This is a genomic window from Corynebacterium sp. (assembly GCF_030532965.1).
Classification (GTDB): Bacteria; Actinomycetota; Actinomycetes; order Mycobacteriales; family Mycobacteriaceae; genus Corynebacterium.
In genome coordinates this window covers 60,757-80,626 of record NZ_JAUNKC010000012.1, presented here as the reverse complement: position 1 = coordinate 80,626, position 19,870 = coordinate 60,757, and the positions used below count along the sequence as shown (strand labels likewise).

At 51.7% G+C, this 19,870-nt stretch carries 19 protein-coding genes; 2 read left to right on the top strand and 17 right to left on the bottom strand.

The genetic code is table 11. The annotated features are described in order from the left end of the window. Positions 1 to 147: 147 nt before the first annotated feature. From Q4D85_RS07295 to argC, 13 genes are all read right to left on the bottom strand, one after another. Positions 148 to 645 (bottom strand): DUF2871 domain-containing protein, encoded by a 498-nt coding sequence (locus Q4D85_RS07295; protein WP_303199326.1) that lies wholly within the window; start codon positions 643 to 645, stop codon positions 148 to 150. Positions 646 to 717: 72 nt separating this feature from the next. After that, the gene (gene tyrS / locus Q4D85_RS07290) at positions 718 to 1,974 is read right to left on the bottom strand and encodes a tyrosine--tRNA ligase (protein WP_303199324.1); all 1,257 of its coding nucleotides are present in this window, start codon (positions 1,972 to 1,974) and stop codon (positions 718 to 720) included. Positions 1,975 to 2,010: 36 nt separating this feature from the next. Then, a complete protein-coding gene (locus Q4D85_RS07285) occupies positions 2,011 to 2,187 on the bottom strand; it encodes a Trm112 family protein (RefSeq protein ID WP_303199322.1) in 177 nt (58 codons plus the stop codon). Positions 2,188 to 2,315: 128 nt separating this feature from the next. Next, on the bottom strand, positions 2,316 to 2,951 hold the full coding sequence (locus Q4D85_RS07280) for a DUF4253 domain-containing protein (RefSeq protein WP_303199320.1): 636 nt from the start codon (positions 2,949 to 2,951) through the stop codon (positions 2,316 to 2,318). Between the two features lie 233 nt (positions 2,952 to 3,184). After that, on the bottom strand, positions 3,185 to 3,718 hold the full coding sequence (locus Q4D85_RS07275) for a hypothetical protein (RefSeq protein ID WP_303199318.1): 534 nt from the start codon (positions 3,716 to 3,718) through the stop codon (positions 3,185 to 3,187). A gap of 126 nt (positions 3,719 to 3,844) precedes the next feature. Beyond that, complete coding sequence (gene argH / locus Q4D85_RS07270; RefSeq protein ID WP_303199315.1) at positions 3,845 to 5,296, bottom strand: argininosuccinate lyase; 1,452 nt, start codon at positions 5,294 to 5,296, stop codon at positions 3,845 to 3,847. 82 nt (positions 5,297 to 5,378) lie between these two features. Further along, positions 5,379 to 6,575: an argininosuccinate synthase gene (locus tag Q4D85_RS07265; protein WP_303199313.1), complete on the bottom strand. Its 1,197-nt coding sequence runs from the start codon at positions 6,573 to 6,575 to the stop codon at positions 5,379 to 5,381. A 124-nt stretch (positions 6,576 to 6,699) separates the two neighbouring features. Then, a complete protein-coding gene (locus Q4D85_RS07260; RefSeq protein ID WP_303199312.1) occupies positions 6,700 to 7,179 on the bottom strand; it encodes an arginine repressor in 480 nt (159 codons plus the stop codon). Beyond that, positions 7,180 to 8,190, bottom strand: coding sequence for an ornithine carbamoyltransferase (argF, locus tag Q4D85_RS07255; RefSeq protein WP_303199311.1), 1,011 nt, complete (start codon positions 8,188 to 8,190; stop codon positions 7,180 to 7,182). Then, positions 8,190 to 9,503: an acetylornithine transaminase gene (locus tag Q4D85_RS07250; protein ID WP_303199309.1), complete on the bottom strand. Its 1,314-nt coding sequence runs from the start codon at positions 9,501 to 9,503 to the stop codon at positions 8,190 to 8,192. The genes argF and Q4D85_RS07250 overlap by 1 nt, the downstream gene beginning before the upstream one ends. A gap of 15 nt (positions 9,504 to 9,518) precedes the next feature. Further along, entirely contained in the window at positions 9,519 to 10,445 is a 927-nt protein-coding gene (gene argB / locus Q4D85_RS07245) for an acetylglutamate kinase (protein ID WP_303199307.1), read from the bottom strand. A 34-nt stretch (positions 10,446 to 10,479) separates the two neighbouring features. Continuing rightward, entirely contained in the window at positions 10,480 to 11,628 is a 1,149-nt protein-coding gene (gene argJ, locus Q4D85_RS07240; RefSeq protein ID WP_303199306.1) for a bifunctional glutamate N-acetyltransferase/amino-acid acetyltransferase ArgJ, read from the bottom strand. Between the two features lie 53 nt (positions 11,629 to 11,681). Beyond that, positions 11,682 to 12,725: an N-acetyl-gamma-glutamyl-phosphate reductase gene (argC, locus tag Q4D85_RS07235; protein ID WP_303199304.1), complete on the bottom strand. Its 1,044-nt coding sequence runs from the start codon at positions 12,723 to 12,725 to the stop codon at positions 11,682 to 11,684. 394 nt (positions 12,726 to 13,119) lie between these two features. Between argC and Q4D85_RS07230 the strand changes: the two genes are divergently transcribed. Both Q4D85_RS07230 and Q4D85_RS07225 read left to right on the top strand, forming a co-directional pair. Further along, positions 13,120 to 13,362, top strand: a complete 243-nt coding sequence (locus Q4D85_RS07230) for a hypothetical protein (RefSeq protein WP_303199301.1) — start codon at positions 13,120 to 13,122, stop codon at positions 13,360 to 13,362. A 40-nt stretch (positions 13,363 to 13,402) separates the two neighbouring features. Next, complete coding sequence (locus Q4D85_RS07225) at positions 13,403 to 13,621, top strand: hypothetical protein (RefSeq protein WP_303199299.1); 219 nt, start codon at positions 13,403 to 13,405, stop codon at positions 13,619 to 13,621. On the opposite strand, the gene Q4D85_RS07220 is transcribed toward Q4D85_RS07225, so the two are convergent. From Q4D85_RS07220 to Q4D85_RS07205, 4 genes are all read right to left on the bottom strand, one after another. Further along, positions 13,618 to 14,760, bottom strand: coding sequence for a hypothetical protein (locus tag Q4D85_RS07220; protein ID WP_303199297.1), 1,143 nt, complete (start codon positions 14,758 to 14,760; stop codon positions 13,618 to 13,620). The genes Q4D85_RS07225 and Q4D85_RS07220 overlap by 4 nt on opposite strands. Before the next feature lie 448 nt (positions 14,761 to 15,208). Next, positions 15,209 to 17,701, bottom strand: coding sequence for a phenylalanine--tRNA ligase subunit beta (gene pheT, locus Q4D85_RS07215; protein WP_303199295.1), 2,493 nt, complete (start codon positions 17,699 to 17,701; stop codon positions 15,209 to 15,211). An 18-nt stretch (positions 17,702 to 17,719) separates the two neighbouring features. Next, positions 17,720 to 18,751, bottom strand: coding sequence for a phenylalanine--tRNA ligase subunit alpha (gene pheS / locus Q4D85_RS07210; protein ID WP_303199294.1), 1,032 nt, complete (start codon positions 18,749 to 18,751; stop codon positions 17,720 to 17,722). 76 nt (positions 18,752 to 18,827) lie between these two features. Then, on the bottom strand, positions 18,828 to 19,649 hold the full coding sequence (locus Q4D85_RS07205) for an RNA methyltransferase (protein ID WP_303199292.1): 822 nt from the start codon (positions 19,647 to 19,649) through the stop codon (positions 18,828 to 18,830). Positions 19,650 to 19,870 lie beyond the last annotated feature (221 nt).

The window sequence follows — 19,870 nt, the reverse complement described above, 5'->3', positions numbered from 1 at the left end:
TATAACTTACACACCCCCACAACAAACAACAAACCCCCAGCACAACACCACAAAATGAGCTCGACATAATGGAACCAAAACGTGGCAGTGGTCGTCGAAAAGCTCGCAAACGCATTTCGACGGCCACTGCCACTTAAAAAATCTTGGTTAAGAATATTTCTTCAATTGTTTACCCAGAATCATAAATAGCTGGAAGAAACCAACCGTCAAGATGATATGCCCTAACCCTGAGGCGCCAGCTAACGCTGGTGACATTGTAAAACTTGGGTCAAGGACTTGATTAATTCCTTTGACCGCCATAAACGCAGTGATCCAAAGCACACCCACGTTGTACACGATGAAGAATGCGTTGAATTGTTTATGTTCGTGCAGTTTGAAAACCGCAGAGAGCGCAAGCAGGACGAGGAACATGATCGTTCCCAGTACAAGTAGATGGGTGTGAAGCGTGGAAAGGCGAGTCATCCCCACAAAATCTTGAGCCCGCGTGAACTCACGGTAGAAAACGCCGGCTAGCAACCCAAGAACTGTGTACGAGGCAGCAGAAGCGAATAATTTTTGCATGGTTATATTGTGTGCCGACAGGATCTTTATCCGCATTACCGTACCGGTTGGTTTCTGAATCAATAGTTCGGTTGACTGATTCACGCAACGAAAGCGGTGACTATTGATCCAAACAGTCACCGCTTATGCAGTTCAGAGCTTTAAATCTCAATTGCCTTAGGCAAATCGTACGCCAGCGAAGTTCTTTTTCCCCTTACGCAATACCAACCAGCTGCCATGCAGCAAATCTGAGACGTCTGGCTCCCACGTATCCGAATCGATCCGAACGTTATTCGCGTAAGCACCGCCTTCTTTAATGGTGCGCCGAGCTGCACCCTTTGAGTTGGCCAAACCTGTTGCAACTAATAGGTCAACAATGGTGCGAGGATCTTCTGCGCCTACCTCGGCAACTGGGGTTTCGGAAAGCACACCACGTAACGTAGCTTCGTCTAATTCACTGATATCAGCTCGGCCGAAAAGCGCTTGCGCAGCAAGTTCAACCGCTTCGGTTGCCGCTGCACCATGCACTAAAGTCGTTATTTCTTGTGCAAGCCGTCGTTGTGCCTCGCGAAGATGCGGCCGCTCGGCAACGGCAGTTTCGTACTCCGTGATTTCCTCTTCGCTGAGGAACGTGAACCACCGCAGGTAATCAATAACTACTGTGTCGCCAGCGTTGAGGAAGTATTGGTACCAGGAATATGGGGATGTAAGTTCCGGATCGAGCCATAGTTTTCCGCCACCGGTAGATTTACCGAACTTCGCGCCGGAGGCGTCAGTAACCAATGGAACCGTGAGCGCGTGAACTTTCTTTTGGTTCATGCGACGATTGAGGTCGACACCAGAGACGATGTTTCCCCATTGGTCACCGCCGCCAATCTGCAATACGCAATCGTACTCACGGTTGAGGTGCACGTAGTCGAAAGATTGCAGCAGCATGTAGGAAAATTCAGTATAGGAAATGCCGTCGTTTTCCAAGCGTCGTTTGACTGTATCGCGATCAAGCATGGTGTTCAGCGAGAAGTTCTTGCCAAGATCCCGAAGGAACTCGATAAGGCTCATTTTCCCAAGCCAATCAGCGTTGTTCACCATGATTGCCTTGTCTTCGGCATAATCAATGAACCGACGAATTTGGTCTTTAATCGATTCAACGTTCGCTTGGACTTCCGCGTCGGAAAGCATGGATCGTTCCCCTACATCGCGAGGATCGCCGATCATTCCGGTGGCACCACCGGCGAGTGTAATGATCCGATGCCCAGCTTGTTGAAACCGCTTTAACATGATGAGCGGAACGAGGTGACCAGCGTGCAACGAAGCGCCGGTCGGGTCAAATCCGCAATAAAGGGTGATCGGAGATTCACATGCTTGACGTAATTCTTCCAGATCAGTGGATTGGTTGATGAGGCCACGCCATGAGAGCTCATCGATGATATTCATATTCTTAAGTCTTTCTAAGTGGTATGGAGTCTGTTTCTACTTTTTCGGCCAGTCGATTGCTTCGTCGGAAAGCATTACCGGGATCCCATCATCGATGCGATAGGCAATATTGAGGCGTGGATTTACAAGAACTTGTTCTTCTTCGATATATTCCAACGGCCCTTTATCACGTGGACAGGCCAATACCTCAAGCAATTTCGGATCCATACTCATACCGGATTACCCTAGTCGATTGATCTTAAACTTTCCGAATGCTTTTCGACGCAGCCTTGAAGAAACGCGATCACCATCATGCTGCCGCGCTTACGTACCACAAAATCCACTACTGTTTTTCCGCGTTATTACCAGCGGAAAATCCAGTTCCGGCTCTTAAGTACTGTGCGGCTGTAGTTCGCTTTTGCTTCCGGCGAATCTAGCTTCAGGTCTGGACATAAAAGTTGATGTTCCAAAGCAAGCAGGTTTTCCTGTTCAGTTGAAAGCTGCAATTTAGGGACCTGAAGTTTAAGACAGTTATTTCCCATTGCAATGAGAACCGCTCCGAAGCGCTCCTGCCAGCTGGCAAGAACAGCAGAAATTATTGCGGGTGAAAGTCCTCGATGCCTGGCACCGATCCACCCTATGTACGTCGGAACATCTGCCGGTGAATATGTGGCGACTGTTAACAGCTTTTCGCCAGAACCAATATCGGGCGGAATATAACTAAACTCCGAAGTGGCTCCGCAACCAGCGGCCAAACCTGGAAATGTGCGATCTTGCAGCCGCGCTAATTCCATAAAAGCTTCCAGTGTGGAAGAAGAAATCCCAACGCTGTCGAGTTGGCAGGTAACGGTCGGATCAAAATCGTCCGTGATTATCATCGGCCAGATCCTAAGTTCGGAATACCCCAGCACGAACTCTTGCCATATTGTGTCGAAACCACCACCTACGTGGATATTCCCCACAAAAAGCCGCCGGGGTCCATTCGCTTCAACTGCCAACGCGGGTTCCACGGAGTATCCGAAGTTCGGCAGCCCTTTGCAATATCGTGGGGCATTACACCAGTCAATGTCGAACGAAAGCGGGATTTCCTTGTAGCCACCATCAGCTGCCTTCGGCCACCGGCGCTTCTTCAAAAGGTTCTTTCGGCGCTTTTTCATATTCGTACACGCAAGCTGAAACAATCGGTTCTAAAAAACCTGTTCAGTTTCAGCTTGATCTGATGTCTTCCTTGCTACACACGCTCCCATTCGGCAATCACGTTCTCTGCACCTGAAACCTCGGCTAATGCACCTATGACCTCATCTTTCTTTGCCGCACACTCTTTATATGCAATTGTGAACACTTGCTCATACAGGTCGAGTCCCTCGCCCTCCATGAACTCTTCGAATTCTGATGGATCCTTAATCGCAAGGAATTCGTTGTACAACTCTTGGTCTATTTCAACGTCTCCATAATCCTCGCCACTGGCACCACGCAAGGATTCGCCGAGGTAGGCAAGGAATTCGATAACTCCGGTGCGGGCTTTCTCATTCATAATTTTCTCGCTTTTCAAGGCAGCCACGAGAAATTCAAGAACCGGGGTTGCCGCATGAGAGACTGTGGACTGATGCACGATGGCACTATCTAAGTAATACAATGCTGAGGAAATAGCCTGATCATCGTCGCCGAGCAGTGCGCTCAGGTGATCTGGGGCTGCCGTCGCAGCACCATATGCGTCGAGTCGACCACGCCACAGTTGCGCGTCGTTAAGCAAGTCATTGTTCATCGTTGGTCTCCTTTTGATCTATTGCAGTCTAAACGGAAAACCACTTGGATAATCGGTTGTAGCACCAAAAATCCAAGTGGTTATTGTCACGTTGACTAGACTAGTTAACCGTAGCCCGAATCGTGATTACAGTCGATCATCTTTCTCGCCCCACACCGGAGTATTAGCCCACGCGAGGTATTTCGCGGTGATGGCATCGACCCGTTGGCGTTGTTCATCAACGCGAACCTGTGCCGTGCCTCCCTTCGTGGAGCGAGACGCAACCGCACCTTCAACTGTGAGCACATTCCGTACGCCGGCATGCAATCGCTTGTCGACGCTCGCAAATTCCTCATCCGTGAGCTCATCTAAACCAACCCCACGAGCCTCCGCTATACGGACGCATGCACCAGATGCTTCGTGTGCCTCACGAAATGGAACTCCCTCTCGAACCATCCATTCCGCCAAATCGGTCGCCAAAGTATAACCAGCCGGCGCAAGTTTACGCATCCGCTCTGGGTGGAATGTAAGCGTAGAGATGAGCCCCGTCATTGCAGGAAGCAACAAATTAAGTTGCGCCACGGAATCCACAATCGGTTCTTTGTCCTCTTGGAGGTCCCGGTTATAAGCCAACGGCATTGCCTTTAAAGTGGCCATAAGTCCGCTGAGATTGCCAATCAGCCGACCGGTCTTACCCCGGGTTAGCTCCGCTACATCGGGGTTCTTTTTCTGCGGCATAATCGATGATCCGGTTGACCACGAATCATGAAGTGTCACATAACCAAATTCTGGCGTACACCAAGCGATGATCTCCTCGGATAACCGCGATAAATCGACGGCGATCTGAGCAAGAACGAACGCAGTTTCCGCCGCGAAGTCCCGAGAAGCAGTCGCGTCTAAGGAATTGTCGGCCGCATCCGTAAAACCAAGTTCCGCTGCGATTGCTTCTGGGTCTAATTTCAGCGAAGAGCCAGCCAGTGCACCGGAACCATACGGAGAAATCGCCAACCGTTTGTCCAAATCCTGAAGGCGCTCAATATCCCGGAGCAACGGGTGCGCATGCGCCAACAATGAATGGGCAAGAAGAACAGGTTGCGCCGCCTGGAAGTGGGTTTTACCTGGCATGATAACCCCCGGATGGGCAGCCGCCTGCTGCGATAGCGCACTCACTAGATTAGCTAGTTGAGCAGCAATATCGCGAATCGCATCCCGCACCCACATCCGGAACAGCGTTGCCACCTGATCGTTTCGTGACCGCCCAGCGCGCAATCTGCCGCCGATTTCGCTTCCTACTCGGTCGATCAAACCGCGTTCCATTGCTCCGTGAACGTCTTCGTCGGTAGGCTCTGGACCAAAAGCGCCACTAGCTACATCTGCTCCCAATTGGTCGAGCCCAGCCACCATTGTTTTTAAATCATCGTCGCTGAGTAATCCCGCCTTGTGCAATACTTTCGCATGAGCTTTAGATGCCAGCACGTCGTACGGTGCAAGAACCCAGTCGAAATGCGTGGAAACCGAAAGCGCAAACATTGCCTCAGCTGGCCCGCCGGAAAATCGACCGCCCCATAAGGCGCCTTCGTTTGTACCGTGTTGTTCCATGAAGATAATCCTTAAAATTTAACCAAGCCCAAGAGTTAGTCCCTTGGGCTTTAATGTAATGTAAAACTTCCAGCGTAAGACTTTAAGCTTCGCGGTCGCGACGATTGGCAATCTTGGAAGATAGGCCATGCAGTTCGACAAAGCCCTTCGCTAACGTCTGGTCGAAAGTATCGCCGGTGTCGTAGGTGGCCAAGTTGAAGTCGTACAAAGAATGATCGGACCGACGGCCATTAACCACACAGTTGCCAGCATGGAGCACCATACGGATATCACCAGTGACATGCTCTTGGGTGGATTCGATGAAGGCATCGAGGGAACGCTTTAGTGGTCCGAACCACAGCCCGTCGTAGACTTCCTCGGACCACCGGGCGTCGATAAGCCGCTTGTAGCGTGCCAGCTCCCGTTCAACTGTGACATCTTCTAACGCTTCGTGCGCCGTAATCAAAGCTATTGCACCAGGTGCTTCATACACCTCGCGGGATTTAATGCCGACCAGCCGGTCCTCCACCATGTCGAGTCGGCCAACGCCTTGTGCACCTGCACGGCGGTTCATTTCCTCGATGGCTTCCAGGACGGAGACTGGACGGCCATCGATAGCAACAGGTACACCAGCCTTGAATGAGATGATGACTTCGTCCGGGGCATTTCCTAATGCTGGATCCTCAGTGTATGCGTATAGGTCTTTCGTAGGTGGGTTCCACAGGTCTTCTAGGAAACCAGTTTCTACTGCCCTACCCCATACGTTTTGGTCGATGGAGAACGGCGACTTCTTCGATTGTTCAATCGGCAGATTGATCTCTTCAGCAAACGCGATGGCCTTATCGCGAGTCCACGCGTAGTCGCGAGCAGGAGCGATGATCTCCAACTCCGGGTTTAGGGAGCGAAAGCCTACCTCGAATCGGACCTGATCGTTGCCTTTACCGGTACAGCCGTGAGACACATGGGTACCACCAAATTCCTTTGCGGCATCGACCAGATGCTTGACAATCAGTGGGCGAGAAATCGCGGACAACAGTGGGTACTGTTTCATGTACATGCCGTTTGCCTTGATCGTCGGCAAGCAGTATTCATTGGCAAACTCGTCTTTGGCGTCGATGACGATGGACTCGACCGCGCCACAGTCCAAGGCCCGCTGACGCACCGATTCCATGTCTTCGCCGCCCTGACCGAGATCGAGCGACACTGCGACAACTTCACCACCAGTCATTTTCGCCAAATATGGGATAGCGACTGAGGTATCTAGACCACCAGAATATGCAAGAACGACACGATTAGTCATGAAACAACTCCTCAAAGAAATCAATATGGAACTTTAAAAACTAACTTGTATAACATGAGCTATCGTGGCAACTAGCATCAAAGCAGTGCTAATCCGACAGCTCGAAAAACGCATGTAAGGCTTTTTAACGATTACTAAGCATCGCCGCTAACTCTCTGCCTGACATTGGGTCACGCGCCAGAACAAAAACAGTGTCGTCGCCAGCAATCGTGCCTACGACTTCTTCCATCCCTACCCGATCGATGAAACTAGCAAGAAACGCCGCAGCGCCTGGCGGGGTTCGAAGAACTGCGATATTCCCGGAATAATCCGAGGACACCAAAAGATCATCCAACATCTTCCGCAGCTTTTCCCGAGTGCCAACGCTTGTTGGAACGGTACTTTCTTCGACGCTTCCCACGGCGTAAAACGCACGACCATTTTCCGGACGAACCTTTTTTGCGCCGAGTTCGTCTAAATCTCGGGAAAGTGTGCCTTGGGTGATTTCAACACCCTTTTCTTTCAAAAGTTCGCTCAACTGCATTTGGCTGGAAACAAGATTCTGTTCCAACAAATCGAGGATTAGGGCCTGGCGGACCGTCCGAGTAATCGGACTATTATTCATTTACTCACCTACCTCTGGTTGATGTTCCATGAGCCACACTAAAAGTGCCTTCTGCGCGTGGAGTCGATTCGCTTGTTCGTCGTAAACGACAGATTGAGGTCCGTCGATGACCGAAGCGGTTACTTCGTTGCCACGGTATGCGGGCAAACAGTGCATAAAAATTGCACTATTATGCGCCTTCTTCATAATTTCATCATTTACTTGATACGGCAAGAATGGGGTCTTTCGGTCGAGACCGTCGTTTTCCATTCCCATTGAAACCCATGTATCGGTAATAACGACTTGCGCGCCAGCAACGGCCTCAATATCGTCAGTGACCTGCACCGTGGAACCGGTTTCGGCCGCGCGCTGCTGCGCCCGGTCAATAAATTCCTGGCGTGGTTGGAATTCTTGCGGAGCAATGATCGTGATATCGATTCCTGCTGTTGCAAACCCCAACATATATGAATTAGCCATGTTGTTGTCACCATCGCCGAGATACACCGCCTTTATCCCAGAAAGGCCTGCCGGTCCTGTTTCCGGGCATAGCTTCTCGACGATGGTCTGCAGGTCCGCCAGAATCTGACACGGATGAAAATCATCACACAGGCTATTGATAATCGGTACCGTCGCGGTTTTTGCCATCTCTAGGAAATTTTGGTGCGCGTAGGTACGCCACACGATAGCCGCGCAATTTGCTGACAACAATGCAGCGGTATCGGCAAGAGTTTCCCCTTTACCTAATTGGGTATTTCCAGAATCGACAACGATTGGGTTTCCGCCGAGATGGCCGATACCAGTTGCGAACGAAAACCGGGTACGAGTTGACGTCTTGTCGAACAAAACCGCAACGGCTTGTGGCCCGTCAAACGGCCGCCGGGAAAATGGATCGGACTTAAGGTCGATGGCTAATTGCAGCACTTCCGCTTGTTCGCGTGGTGATAGATGATCATCAGCTAAGAAATGCCGCACACCATTTATAATTGCTGGCGATCCAGCGATGGAACCATCAATGTGTACCGGAGAAGTCATCACACTTCGACCTCCTGTGGCACAAACTCCCCATCAAACGTGCCCTCTTCGGTGGCTTTTTCGGCTTCCTCGGCTGCCGCAACTTCTGCCATATACGCTTCCAGAACGTCCGTAATCAAGGCCGTCAGACGCTTGGCAGCTTCTTGCATCTCAAATTCGCTGATAATCAGCGGTGGGGTTAGGCGAAGCACATATTCGGTAGGCGCATTGATAATGACACCGTAATCGGTGCAACGCGCAGCAAGTTCTTTAGCGATTGGTTGCTCGAAAATAACTCCCAGCATTAGGCCTTTACCACGTACTTCTACCACCCCAGGTAGATTTGCGGCCAGCTCTGCAAGAATGGCCCCACGATTAGCAACGGTGTTGCAGAAATTATCATCGATGACCTTGATGACGGCATTCCCCGCGGCACAGCAGACCGGGTTTCCGCCGAAGGTGGTTCCATGCTCTCCCGGCGAAAGCAGCGTTGCCGCAGGTCCAGACGCCAGACACGCACCGATTGGCAAACCGCCACCCAGACCTTTGGCCATCGTGACGATGTCGGGCCGAATTCCCTCATGTTGGAAAGCAAAGAACTTTCCGGTACGGCCAACGCCTGTTTGAACCTCATCGACAACCATGAGGATGCCAAACTCGTCGCAAAGCGCCCGCACCTCACGTAGGAATCCCTCAGGGGCTGGAATGACGCCAGTTTCCCCCTGAATCGGCTCAATGAAGATGGCTGCGACATCGTTGGCATCAATTTCCACCATTTTGCGCAAATAATCAATGTCACCATACGGATAAAACTGCACACCCATAAGCAAGGGGTAGAACGGCTGCCGCTTCTCTGATTGCCCAGTCAGTGACAGTGCGCCCATTGTTCTGCCGTGGAAACCATTTTCTGCGGCCAAAATGCGGCTGCGCCCAGTCAACCGCGCGATCTTCAACGCAGCTTCGTTCGCTTCCGCCCCCGAATTACAGAAGAATACCCGTGATTCCCCGGCAATTTCGATCGCTTGATTTGCGTCGGCAGCGCAGCTTAAGGAGAACCGTTTGATCAGTTCCGTAGCCAAATCAATTGCTGGCGCCGAGGCCATGAGGTTGGATACGTGACCGAAGGTCGAAATCTGATCGGTAACCGCTTTAATAATCGTGGGATGCGCGTGCCCTAGGGCGTTGACTGCAATTCCACCGAGGAGATCGATGTGTTTACGCCCCTCCGAGTCATCAATAACCGAACCGAGTGCGGAAACAACCTCAATCTTCGGTGCTCCGTAGGTGTTCATAATCACTTCTTGCCAATGTGCAAGGTTGTCAGAATTGCTCACAGCGTAGTCCTCACTTTAATCCTGGGATTCCCGATAAATGGTGGGGTTGCTGGAATCAGCAACAACATCATCAGGAACAACCATAGTCCCGATACCACCAGCTGTTAAAAGTTCTAATAAAACTGAGTGTGCGATTCGCCCGTCAATAACATGTGCGGCACGTACCCCATCCTCGACTGATCGCAAACACGATTCCATTTTCGGAATCATCCCGGTATCCAAACCCGGCAGCATTTCTTTGAGTTCGCTCACGGAAGTCTGTGAAACAATTGAAGATTTATCGGGCCAATTTGTATACAACCCTTCAACATTTGTCAGGATTAGTAAACGTTCCGCCCCCAACGCCGAAGCGAGGGCACCAGCCGCGGTGTCTGCGTTAATGTTGTATATTTCCCCACCTTGACCTGGGGCAATGGTTGACACTACAGGTATCCTGCCTGCCTCGATAATGTCCATCAAACTACTCGCATCAACGCTGACGATGTCGCCAACCAAGCCAATGTCAGTCAATTCACCATCGACTTCGACAAGCCGTTTTTCGGCGGTGAATAATCCCGCGTCTTCTCCCGAGGTGCCTACCGCATAGGGGCCATGCGAATTGATGAGCCCGACCAAGTCTCGCCCCACCTGACCAAAAAGAACCATTCGCACGATATCCATCACTTCGGGGGTAGTTACCCGGAACCCCCCGAGAAATTCGCCTTCGAGCCCCAATCGCGCCAACATTTGCGAGATTTGCGGACCACCACCATGAACCACAACTGGTTTCGCGCCAACTGTGCGCAAGAAAACCATGTCGGCGGCGAATGCCGCTTTCAAATCGTCATCCACCATTGCATTTCCGCCGTATTTCACGACGACGATTTTGTCGCGTAGGTGTTGCAACCAGGGTAATGCTTCAGCGAGGACTGTTGCGCGTTTCTGAGGGCTTAGATCGTTCATTATCTGCTTTCGAAAAATAAAATGTGGACTGGGTCTAAGTCGAGTACGCGGAGTTGAAATCGACGTATTGGAGGGAGAGATCAGTTGTGCGTACTTTCGCACTACCGGATCCGCCGGTTCCAAGATCGATATGGACATCGATGTCGGTGCCCGAGAGATCAACTGAGCGGGCTTCAGGAGTTCCGCTGGAGTTTAAACACACTGCTTGGTTGTTGAAGTGGACGGATATTTTTTCCGCATCCATATCGGCATCCGCCATACCAACAGCAGCCAACGTTCGACCCCAATTTGGATCAGATCCAAACATCGCACACTTAAACAAATTATCTCGGGCAACCGTTCGTGCGGCATTGTGTGCCATCTCGTCGGTAGTGGTACCAGTCACCGTGATTGTCACTCGTTTCGTCACACCTTCCGCATCCGCTTGCATTTGCGCAGCCAAATCGTCGCATACTGCGAATACCGCTGCATCAAGTTCAGCTTGAGTCGGTGTAATACCAGACGCACCCGACGCCATAACGATGACGGTGTCATTTGTCGAAGTAGAGCCATCAATGTCAATACAATCGAACGTCGTCGCTGTCGCTTTCCGCAGTGCTTCATTGAGCATCTCACAGGACGCATCGGCATCGGTGGTAAGGCACACAAGCATCGTCGCCAAACTTGGCGCCATCATCCCTACGCCTTTGCCCATTCCGGCTACCGTCCATCCGTCGGCCCGAACAACCGCTTGTTTGTGCACCGTGTCCGTCGTCATAATCGCTATTGCCGCATCTTCGCCGTTGTCACCCAACGCTGGGATTAGCTTTTCCACGCCTCCAATCACCTTATCCATCGGCAATTGATCTCCAATAAGACCGGTGGAACACGCGGCAACATCAAGGAAATCAAGCCCTAATCCTTCGGCGACCTTGGTAATCGTCGTCGCACAGTTGTCCTCGCCAATTGTCCCCGTACATGCGTTGGCATTGCCAGAATTGAAGATGACTGCACGTAATTGCCCATCAGCGATAGCTAACCGAGAAAGTTTCACTGGAGCCGCAAAAACCCGATTGCGGGTGAACACCGCTGACGCTGCGAATTTTGGGCCTTCATTTACGACCAAAGCCATATCTGGTTTTCCGGAGGGCTTGATCCCTGCAGTTGTTCCGGAAGCTACGAATCCACGTGGTTCAGTAATCATCGGTTATCCATTCTTAGTCTTTCAGCCTTCAAAAATCTTCAGCGGCTACAGCCTCAGGGCGCCACCGCGTTACGTGGTAATCCAGCTGTTTCCGCGAAGCCCAATGCGATATTCATGCACTGCACCGCGGCACCGGCAGTCCCTTTCGTTAGATTATCAATCGCTGTGGTGACCAAAAGCCGATTAGCTTCTTTATCAACCTCCACCTGCACATGACACATATTTGTGCCAACAACGTTCTGCGTTTGTGGTTGCTCTCCGTCCGGCACTAAATATACAAACGGTTCTAAGTGATAGAAGTCCGCATAGGTTTCACGGGCTTCCTGGGTGGACAATGGCGATTTCAGCGGAGCCGAAGCCGTGGTGAGAATCCCCCTCGGCAATGGCGCCAACACTGGCGTAAAGCTAACCGATATTTCATCGTGGCAGAACGCCTGAAGATTCTGTTTGATCTCGGGATTGTGGCGGTGTTTTCCCGCAGTGTTATACGCCTTAAGGGACCCCATGGTTTCCGATCCCAACAACCCCACGCTTGCCTTCTTTCCGCCACCAGACACACCGGTAATGGATACGAAGCTTAGGTCCGGCAACACAAGATCATTGATAATAGCTGGCAGCATGGCAAAAGTTGCACCTGTCGGGAAGCAACCAGGCACCGCAATGCGCTTCGACTTCGCCAGCACCTCTCGATTTCCGGGTAATTCCGGAATTCCATACGGCCAGCTTCCGGAGTAGTCAGAGCCATAAAACTTCACCCAATCGCTTTCGTCGCGAAGCCGGAAGTCGGCCGCACAATCTATAACCACTACATCTGACGGCAGTTGCTTCGCGATGTCAGCGGAATGCCCATGTGGCAAGCCTAGAAAAACGACGTCATGTTTAGCCAATGTTTCCGGATCGGTTGGTTCAATCACCCGGTCGGCAAGGTCTACCAGGTGCGGCATCAGCCGCGCGACCGACTCCCCTGCCGTTGATGCACCGGCAAGACAGCCTATTTCTATTTCACCTGAGTGGTATTGAGGATGCGCTAATAACAATCGTAAAATCTCGCCACCAGCGTACCCAGACGCTCCCGCTACCGCTACCTTGATCGACATACCAAGCAATACTAGCAATTATGCACTAATTTGCAAATTATTCATTACTTAAGCTACTGAAGCTTTTCTTAATTAAACCGATTTCCTGGGGCTTTACGGACAGTTTTGCAGCCTCAAGAATCTAGCGACCATGATTTTTATGCAGTCTTTTGAAATTATATGTATTGGATTCATACATCGATCAAGGCTCCAGCATAGAAAGCCTCAGGCTCCTCGCGTTAGTAGTAAAAAATTGCCTTACGCTATCGCTATTGGGCTGCATAAAATGCGGCTCCACTGCCCCGTGCCACACATTTGCCAAGTAGCTATGCGTTTACAAGCGATCTGGAAGTCGAGAAATAGCAAACCACATACATCGCTAAAATCACTCATGTCTCAAGTAAAATCCACGAACATGAGGGATAAAAGGCCAGATCAGCAATCGGAACAATACTCGCAGATACAACAGCTCATAGCCGAGTTGCCTGCTGAATGCACGTTTCACCCCAGCAAGGTGCAACCCGAGTGGATAGCCAACGCTGAAGCCAAAAGTCATGTTCAACTGCCTGAGTCATACAGGCGGTTTGTGCTGGAATACGACACAATCAAGGTACAGGGCTACTGGGACTTTTACAGTAGCACCACCCGAGATCAGTGAGGATTGCCCGGAGGATATTTTCACCTCTCATTGCAATTCAATGGAGCATGATCCAAGCAGCCACGACAAGCTCTTTTTCCTCATCGCCGGGGAAGGCGATGGCTGCTACTACTTCCCCATTAGTGAGGGAAAAGCACAGGACACAGTCTGGGTCGTCGATGCGTATTCTCCTGAACCAGTTACGCCATATGCGGATACTTTTTACGAGTTCCTACTAAAAGAAATCCCACGTAGCTATCCGAATCATTTCGGCCGCTAGTCATGCCGTTCCGGTTCTGCGTCACCAATCCCTAAATCATGCAAACGCGCCCACCCCAAGGCATCTAATGCAAAACGTTGCGGCCGCTTTCTGGGTCGATATACCAAATTCTGTTTCTCTAATTCGGTGAGGTAGGTTCGCGTTTGCTGGGGACCGCGCGCAACAAACCGTGTGGCCTCTTCTAACGTAATTCCCCATTCATTTCCACACAGCGCCGCTTGTGCGACCAGAAACAAAATACGTTCCGTTGGCTTCTGACTAATAGCTAAAGATGTGATACAGCCCAGCTGGGCCGTGAGACGGTCCAAGTGCTCATGTATGTGTTCTTGGGCTGCCACCACCACATCCACAAATCCGACGATAAACGGAGTGAGATCACCGAGATTTTTCTCGTCGTTAGCGCTTGCTAAATGCACCTCATGAATTTCACGACGCGACGAGACCGTCTGCGAAAACGTCAAAGCTGTCGCTGGCGAAAAGATAGCTGCCAGTAACCCACTACTTAACAATCTAGTCACTTGCCCACTGCCTTCAGGCAACAAACGATGGAGCAAAAAATACACAACTGCAGTGGTTATTAGCTCAGAACACGAAGGATGACCAGCAGGTGCCGCATCAGCCACCTCGACGAGGGCATCATCGATAGCTGGGTCCGGTAGCGAAACTTCCGCAAAACGTTCAACCAGACCTTTCTCGGAAAAGAAACCCCGGAGATCCTGAACAGGATTTTTCAACCCGGGTTTTTGCTGGGATAACTCAAAGTATGCCTGCGCTAAACCCCCGACAGGTATTTGGGCATCTTCGCCCAGCACCAACGCATCATCGACGGTTTTAGGGTTAAAAGAACGACCGGCCAACGATGCTGTGGCCACAACTTCACGGACCACAAGGCCGTAATGGAAATGTTGTTTGGCTTGCGATGAAAGAGGCAACCAAAGGGTCTGGTTGCGTAATTCGTTGCGAAATGCGGTTTCTATTAGCCCAACCAGATGCGGTGTTAGATGGCAGAACACATGACTGCGCCCCACTGTAAAAGGCCAGGAAACAGTCGACTCTGAACCTAGCCTGCGGGCCAATAGCGCCCAGGCTTCGAATTCTCCGTTCGATTCGGCAACATCACGTATTTCTCGATATCCCATCGTCACCCAATTCTAAACCACCAGGACAATCACACCCGAACAAGGCTTAATTTTAAAGAATGATCATTATTAAAATTAAGCCTCGGCTCGATTTTCTCCTAATTTTAACTTTCGGATAAAAATAAAAATTAGAAAAACGCAGCCGCCAAAAACGTCCGTTACCAGTGGATTTTCTTTTTAGCTTGCTTGGCAGTTCCCCTAGGGTTCGGCAGCGCTTCTTTTATTCGCAGTGACGTAAATGGGGAACAGTTTTCTTCCGGTTATGTTGAGCCCGCATGGTTGTTTGTTGCGTTACTGCGCTGAGGATGAAAACCTTGCGCGCCACACGCATCTTCCATCCCGCAATTTGCTGTCTTTCTTGGGCTCTGCCCCCTGGAAACTGAAAGAACATGCAAAAACACCCGATCGCAGACTCATGCGATCGGGTGTCAGTTACGGGATAAGGGATTTATGCGCGCATATGAGCGTCGAAACGCTCATTAGCCAATTCGGCAGCTGCAATGCGTCCCTTTGAGCATTCCTCATCGGTCAAAGTCCGATCTGGTGCCCGGAAGGTCAGTGCGAAGGCCAGGGATTTCTTGCCTTCACCAAGGTTTTCGGCCCGGTAGACGTCGAAAAGCTCAACGGATTCCAAGAGCGGTCCTGCTGCCTCAACGATCACTGTGCGAAGATCTTCAGCAGGGATGCTTTCGTCAACTACCAACGCCAAATCTTGTTTCACCGTTGGGAAAGCCGACAACACGGGCGCCGGCAAGACCTCTGTCAGCGGCATTGCAGAAACATTGAGTTCCATCGCGCACGTACGGGCTGGTAGCTCAAGACGTTCAAGAACCTGCGGGTGTAATTCACCCGCATAACCGACAACGATACCGTCCACAATCAGTTCAGCACACCGACCTGGGTGCCACGGCAAGTGGTCTGCATTTCGCAATTCCAGCTCCACCCCAGCAGCACGGGCGACAATCTTGGCTGATTCAATTGCATCTGCGTAGGTGTACGCGCGACCGCTACCCCACGGGCCTTCCATTTCTAAAGCACCGACGCCAACCGTGGCAACATGCAGCGGCTGCACTGGTAGAGAATCCAGCAGTTCTTTTATCGTCTCGTCGTCTGGACGGGCTGTCACTGATGGCATTGGCGATATTCCGTTGCCGCGAGCAATGGAAACCTGTTGTTGACCAAATAGGTAGAGATCAGTCATGCCTCGGGAAACATTACGCAAAACCGCCTCCAACATTGACGGTAGTAACGTGGTGCCCAGCACTGCGTAGTCGGCGTCCAGTGGATTCTGAACGGTTACAACCTTGCGCCGTTCGTCGTCCGAAGCCAGGCCCCACGTATCAAAGGTGTCTTGGCGAATAAACGGAGTTGGCAGGATCTCGACGTAGCCGTTGTACGCCAATGCGTGCCCAATCGCACGCCGACGCTTTTGTGCAGGACTAAGGCCGCGACCAACCGGCGCAGGTGGCACGATCGACGGAATATCCTCCAAGCCTTCGAGCCGTAAAATCTCCTCAACCAAATCGCAGGATTCGGTGAGATCCGGGTGCCACGATGGTGGGGTGACCTCGAGTTTTGCACCACAGGAGCTGACTGCTACGGTGCACCCTACTTCTTCGAGTCGACTGATAACGGTTTCACGGGAATAATCAACCCCTGCGATTTCTGACGGCCGGGCCACGCTCATCGTAATCGTTGGAAGCTGGGTAACGTCGCCTTCTAATACGGTCCACGGCTCAACGGTGCCGCCAGCTATTTCCTGCAATAAGCTGCACGCGAGCTCCAAGGCACCCTCAACTAATGCGGGATCGACACCCCGCTCAAAGCGTCGTGATGCTTCGGAGCTTAGCTTATGCCGCCGCGAGGTACGGGCGGTAGTGATTGGGTCCCAGTTGGCCGCCTCGAAATACACGTTAGTGGTGTCGTCGGAAATCTCGGAGGTCGAGCCCCCCATAACACCTGCCAAGCTTTGAATGCCGTTATCGTCACAAATAACGACATCTTCACTGTCAAGAGTGCGTTCGACGTGATCCAGTGTGGTGAGCTTTTCACCAGCTTTAGCGGTACGCACAACCAAGCCGCCAGTAATCTTGTCAGCGTCAAACGCGTGCATAGGCTGCCCCAGCAACAGCATGACGTAGTTGGTAACGTCAGTCGCTGCGTTTACTGGTCGCTGGCCTGCAAGCATCAACTCCCGCTGCATCCAGTATGGGGTTTGCGCGGTCGGGTCGATTCCTGAAACCAATTTCACCCCAAATCGACGAGTTTTGGTTTCCGGATCAATCCTGAGGTTAGGTCCACCAGCTCCACCAGCACTATTGCTGGTGATCGCCACTGGCTCAACAAATCTAAGGTTGAAAGCCGAAGCAAGCTCCCGGCTTAGTCCGCGGGCAGAAAGTGCATAACCGCGATCGGGCGTGATGTTTACGTCGAAAACAGTATCGTCTAATTCGAGGATTGGACGTGCGTCCACACCAGGTTCCCCAACGCTGGGATCGAGGGTCATAATGCCGGAGGATTTATCCGTAAGTCCCAGTTCAGCGGCGGAACAGATCATTCCGGCCGACATCCGGCCGTATGTTTCGCGCGCGGAAATCGCGAAGTTTCCGGGCAAAACGGACCCAGGCAGGGCAACCACCACTGTTGAGCCTTCGACGAAATTGCGTGCACCGCAGACAATCGATTGCAACTCGCCGGTGCCGTTGGCTTCGCCAACATTCACCATGCAGTGCCTGATGGGTTTCTTAAAGCCTTCGAGTTCCTCAATGGTCTCTACCCGACCAATAACCAGCGGACCGGTGGTTTCCGGAATACTGCTAAATCCTTCGGTTTCGAACCCCACGCGAACGAATCCCGCGTCGAGTTCTTCAGGTGTCACTCCGTGCCATTCGGGGTTGGAAGCACGCAGGAGTTTAGTAAGCCAGCTTTGCGAAATAAGCATTGTTATCGTCCTTTGAGATTAAGCCTGAATGCCGAATGGCAAGGTGAACCGAACGTCGCCTTCTACCATGTCCCGCATATCATTGAGTCCGTTACGGAATTGCAGGGTACGTTCCAGCCCCATTCCGAATGCAAAGCCGTTGTAAACTTCCGGGTCGATTCCCGCGGCGCGCAGGACGTTGGGGTTGACCATTCCACAGCCGCCCCATTCGATCCAGCCAGCACCGCCTTTTTTATTCTCGAACCAGACGTCTACTTCGGCCGAGGGCTCGGTAAACGGGAAATAATTGGTCCGCATGCGGGTGCGGGTTTCCGGGCCGAAAAGAGTTTTGGCGAGGTGGTCGAGCGTTCCGCGCAGATGAGCCATGGTGAGGCCTTTGTCCACGGCCAATCCCTCAATCTGGTGGAAAACTGGAGTGTGGGTCGCATCTAATTCGTCAGTTCGGAATACCCGCCCTGGGCACACAATGTAGATGGGGACGTCGCGATCAAGCATGGTGCGCATCTGAACCGGGGAGGTATGCGTCCGCAGAACTTGCTTTGAGCCAGGTACCGATACGTGGAAGGTATCTTGAAGGGTACGCGCTGGGTGGTCAGGAATGAAGTTGAGTGAATCGAAGTTGAAATACTCGGCTTCGACCTCTGGGCCTTCTGCTACTTCGTATCCCATTGCGATGAAGATATCCGCAATATTTTCGCTCAACGTTGTAATCGGGTGTAACGCGCCGGTTTGTGTGCGGGTGGTGGGGATAGTTACGTCGACCCGCTCAGCTTTCAATACTTCAGCGTTACGTTTTTCCTCTAGAAGAGCTTTAGTCTCCGCATATTGCTTTTCGACGCGGCCACGTGCGACGTTAACCAGGCGGCCCGCTTCCTTCCGGTCTTCCTTTGGCAATGAGCCCAGGGCACGACGGGCCTGCGGAATCGGCGCATCGTCACCTAAATGCTCTCGACGGGCGATGGCCAGTTCTTCCAGATTGGCAGCAGCGTGAAATGCTTGTTCCGCCGCTTCGGCAGCCGCAGTTAAGCTAGCTTCAGTCAGCTTGGACAATGTCCTTGTCTCCTTATATCCCCTGGGGTTTTTATCAACCAACCTATACTAGCCCAAACGACCGCTTTGCCAAAGGTCAGCTTTGGTCTGATTGGTTTTGCACCTTGGCGGACTCATAAAGGCAAATCGCAGCTGCGGTTGCGAGATTCAACGACTCGGCCCTACCACGAATCGGTATACGAATCCGGTGGTCAGCTTGCTGCAATAAATCTTCGCCCAGTCCGTGTGCCTCGTTGCCGAATAACCACGCAGTTGGTTCACGCAATATGGAATCGGCCTCATCCAGCGAGACTTCGCCGTCCGCAGCAGTAGCGATAATTTGTAGCCCTTGCGCCCGGAGCTTTTTCAGCACCGCATCTATGTTGGTTTCCCGGGATACTGGCACATGGAACAGCGATCCGGCCGAGGAGCGGACCACTTTCGAGGAGTGAGGGTCCACCGTCTCCCCCGCAAAGATCACAGCGTCTGCTCCGACCGCATCCGACACGCGGATAAGTGTGCCCGCATTGCCAGGATCATTTGTTCGCACCGGAACACTCACCAATGTTGGTTTTCCGCTGAGGGCTTTGGCTAGCGGCCACAGTACCGGCGTACAAATAGCGAACAGTCCGGTGGTGGTTGATGTGTCCGACAAACTTTTCGCTGCTTTTTCCGTAATCGGGTGCACATACACATTCATATGGCCAGCCATCCGAATGATTGGTTCGAACTTTTCCGCAGCGGTCTCGGTAACAAAAACATCAGTTGCCGCTCCGGTGGCTACCGCTGACTCCACCGAATTTTCACCTTCGACGATAAACCGGTTCGCCTTCTTTCGCGCCTGCGTCTTATGAAGTTTTGCAGCGTTTACCACGCGTGGAGTTCGTTCCGTGAAAGCCTCGTCGAAATGTAGATCCATTCCTCAGACTGTAGCACGGTTAAAAATTGCGAAAAATATACCCCCTGGGGTATATCTGAGGTATAGCGTACCTCGTAAAAAATAATTCAGAAACGGAGAAATTATGTGCCGACCAGTACTGTGTAAATCCTGCGGAAAAACCACCTGGGCAGGTTGCGGACAACACATCGACCAAGTTAAAGCCCAAGTACCCGCTGGACAGTGGTGCACCTGTGACCGCA

Bases quoted from the DNA above. Each gene is read 5' to 3' on its own strand.
- Q4D85_RS07285 (WP_303199322.1), bottom strand. From the start codon at position 2,187: ATGAGTATGGATCCGAAATTGCTTGAGGTATTGGCCTGTCCACGTGAT.
- Q4D85_RS07265 (WP_303199313.1), bottom strand. From the start codon at position 6,575: ATGACTAATCGTGTCGTTCTTGCATATTCTGGTGGTCTAGATACCTCA.
- Q4D85_RS07205 (WP_303199292.1), bottom strand. From the start codon at position 19,649: ATGGATCTACATTTCGACGAGGCTTTCACGGAACGAACTCCACGCGTG.
- argB (WP_303199307.1), bottom strand. From the start codon at position 10,445: ATGAACGATCTAAGCCCTCAGAAACGCGCAACAGTCCTCGCTGAAGCA.
- Q4D85_RS07230 (WP_303199301.1), top strand. From the start codon at position 13,120: ATGAGGGATAAAAGGCCAGATCAGCAATCGGAACAATACTCGCAGATA.
- Q4D85_RS07260 (WP_303199312.1), bottom strand. From the start codon at position 7,179: ATGAATAATAGTCCGATTACTCGGACGGTCCGCCAGGCCCTAATCCTC.
- argJ (WP_303199306.1), bottom strand. From the start codon at position 11,628: ATGATTACTGAACCACGTGGATTCGTAGCTTCCGGAACAACTGCAGGG.
- argH (WP_303199315.1), bottom strand. From the start codon at position 5,296: ATGGAACAACACGGTACAAACGAAGGCGCCTTATGGGGCGGTCGATTT.
- pheT (WP_303199295.1), bottom strand. From the start codon at position 17,701: ATGCTTATTTCGCAAAGCTGGCTTACTAAACTCCTGCGTGCTTCCAAC.
- argC (WP_303199304.1), bottom strand. From the start codon at position 12,725: ATGTCGATCAAGGTAGCGGTAGCGGGAGCGTCTGGGTACGCTGGTGGC.
- tyrS (WP_303199324.1), bottom strand. From the start codon at position 1,974: ATGAATATCATCGATGAGCTCTCATGGCGTGGCCTCATCAACCAATCC.
- argF (WP_303199311.1), bottom strand. From the start codon at position 8,190: ATGACTTCTCCGGTACACATTGATGGTTCCATCGCTGGATCGCCAGCA.
- Q4D85_RS07225 (WP_303199299.1), top strand. From the start codon at position 13,403: ATGGAGCATGATCCAAGCAGCCACGACAAGCTCTTTTTCCTCATCGCC.
- Q4D85_RS07220 (WP_303199297.1), bottom strand. From the start codon at position 14,760: ATGGGATATCGAGAAATACGTGATGTTGCCGAATCGAACGGAGAATTC.
- Q4D85_RS07275 (WP_303199318.1), bottom strand. From the start codon at position 3,718: ATGAACAATGACTTGCTTAACGACGCGCAACTGTGGCGTGGTCGACTC.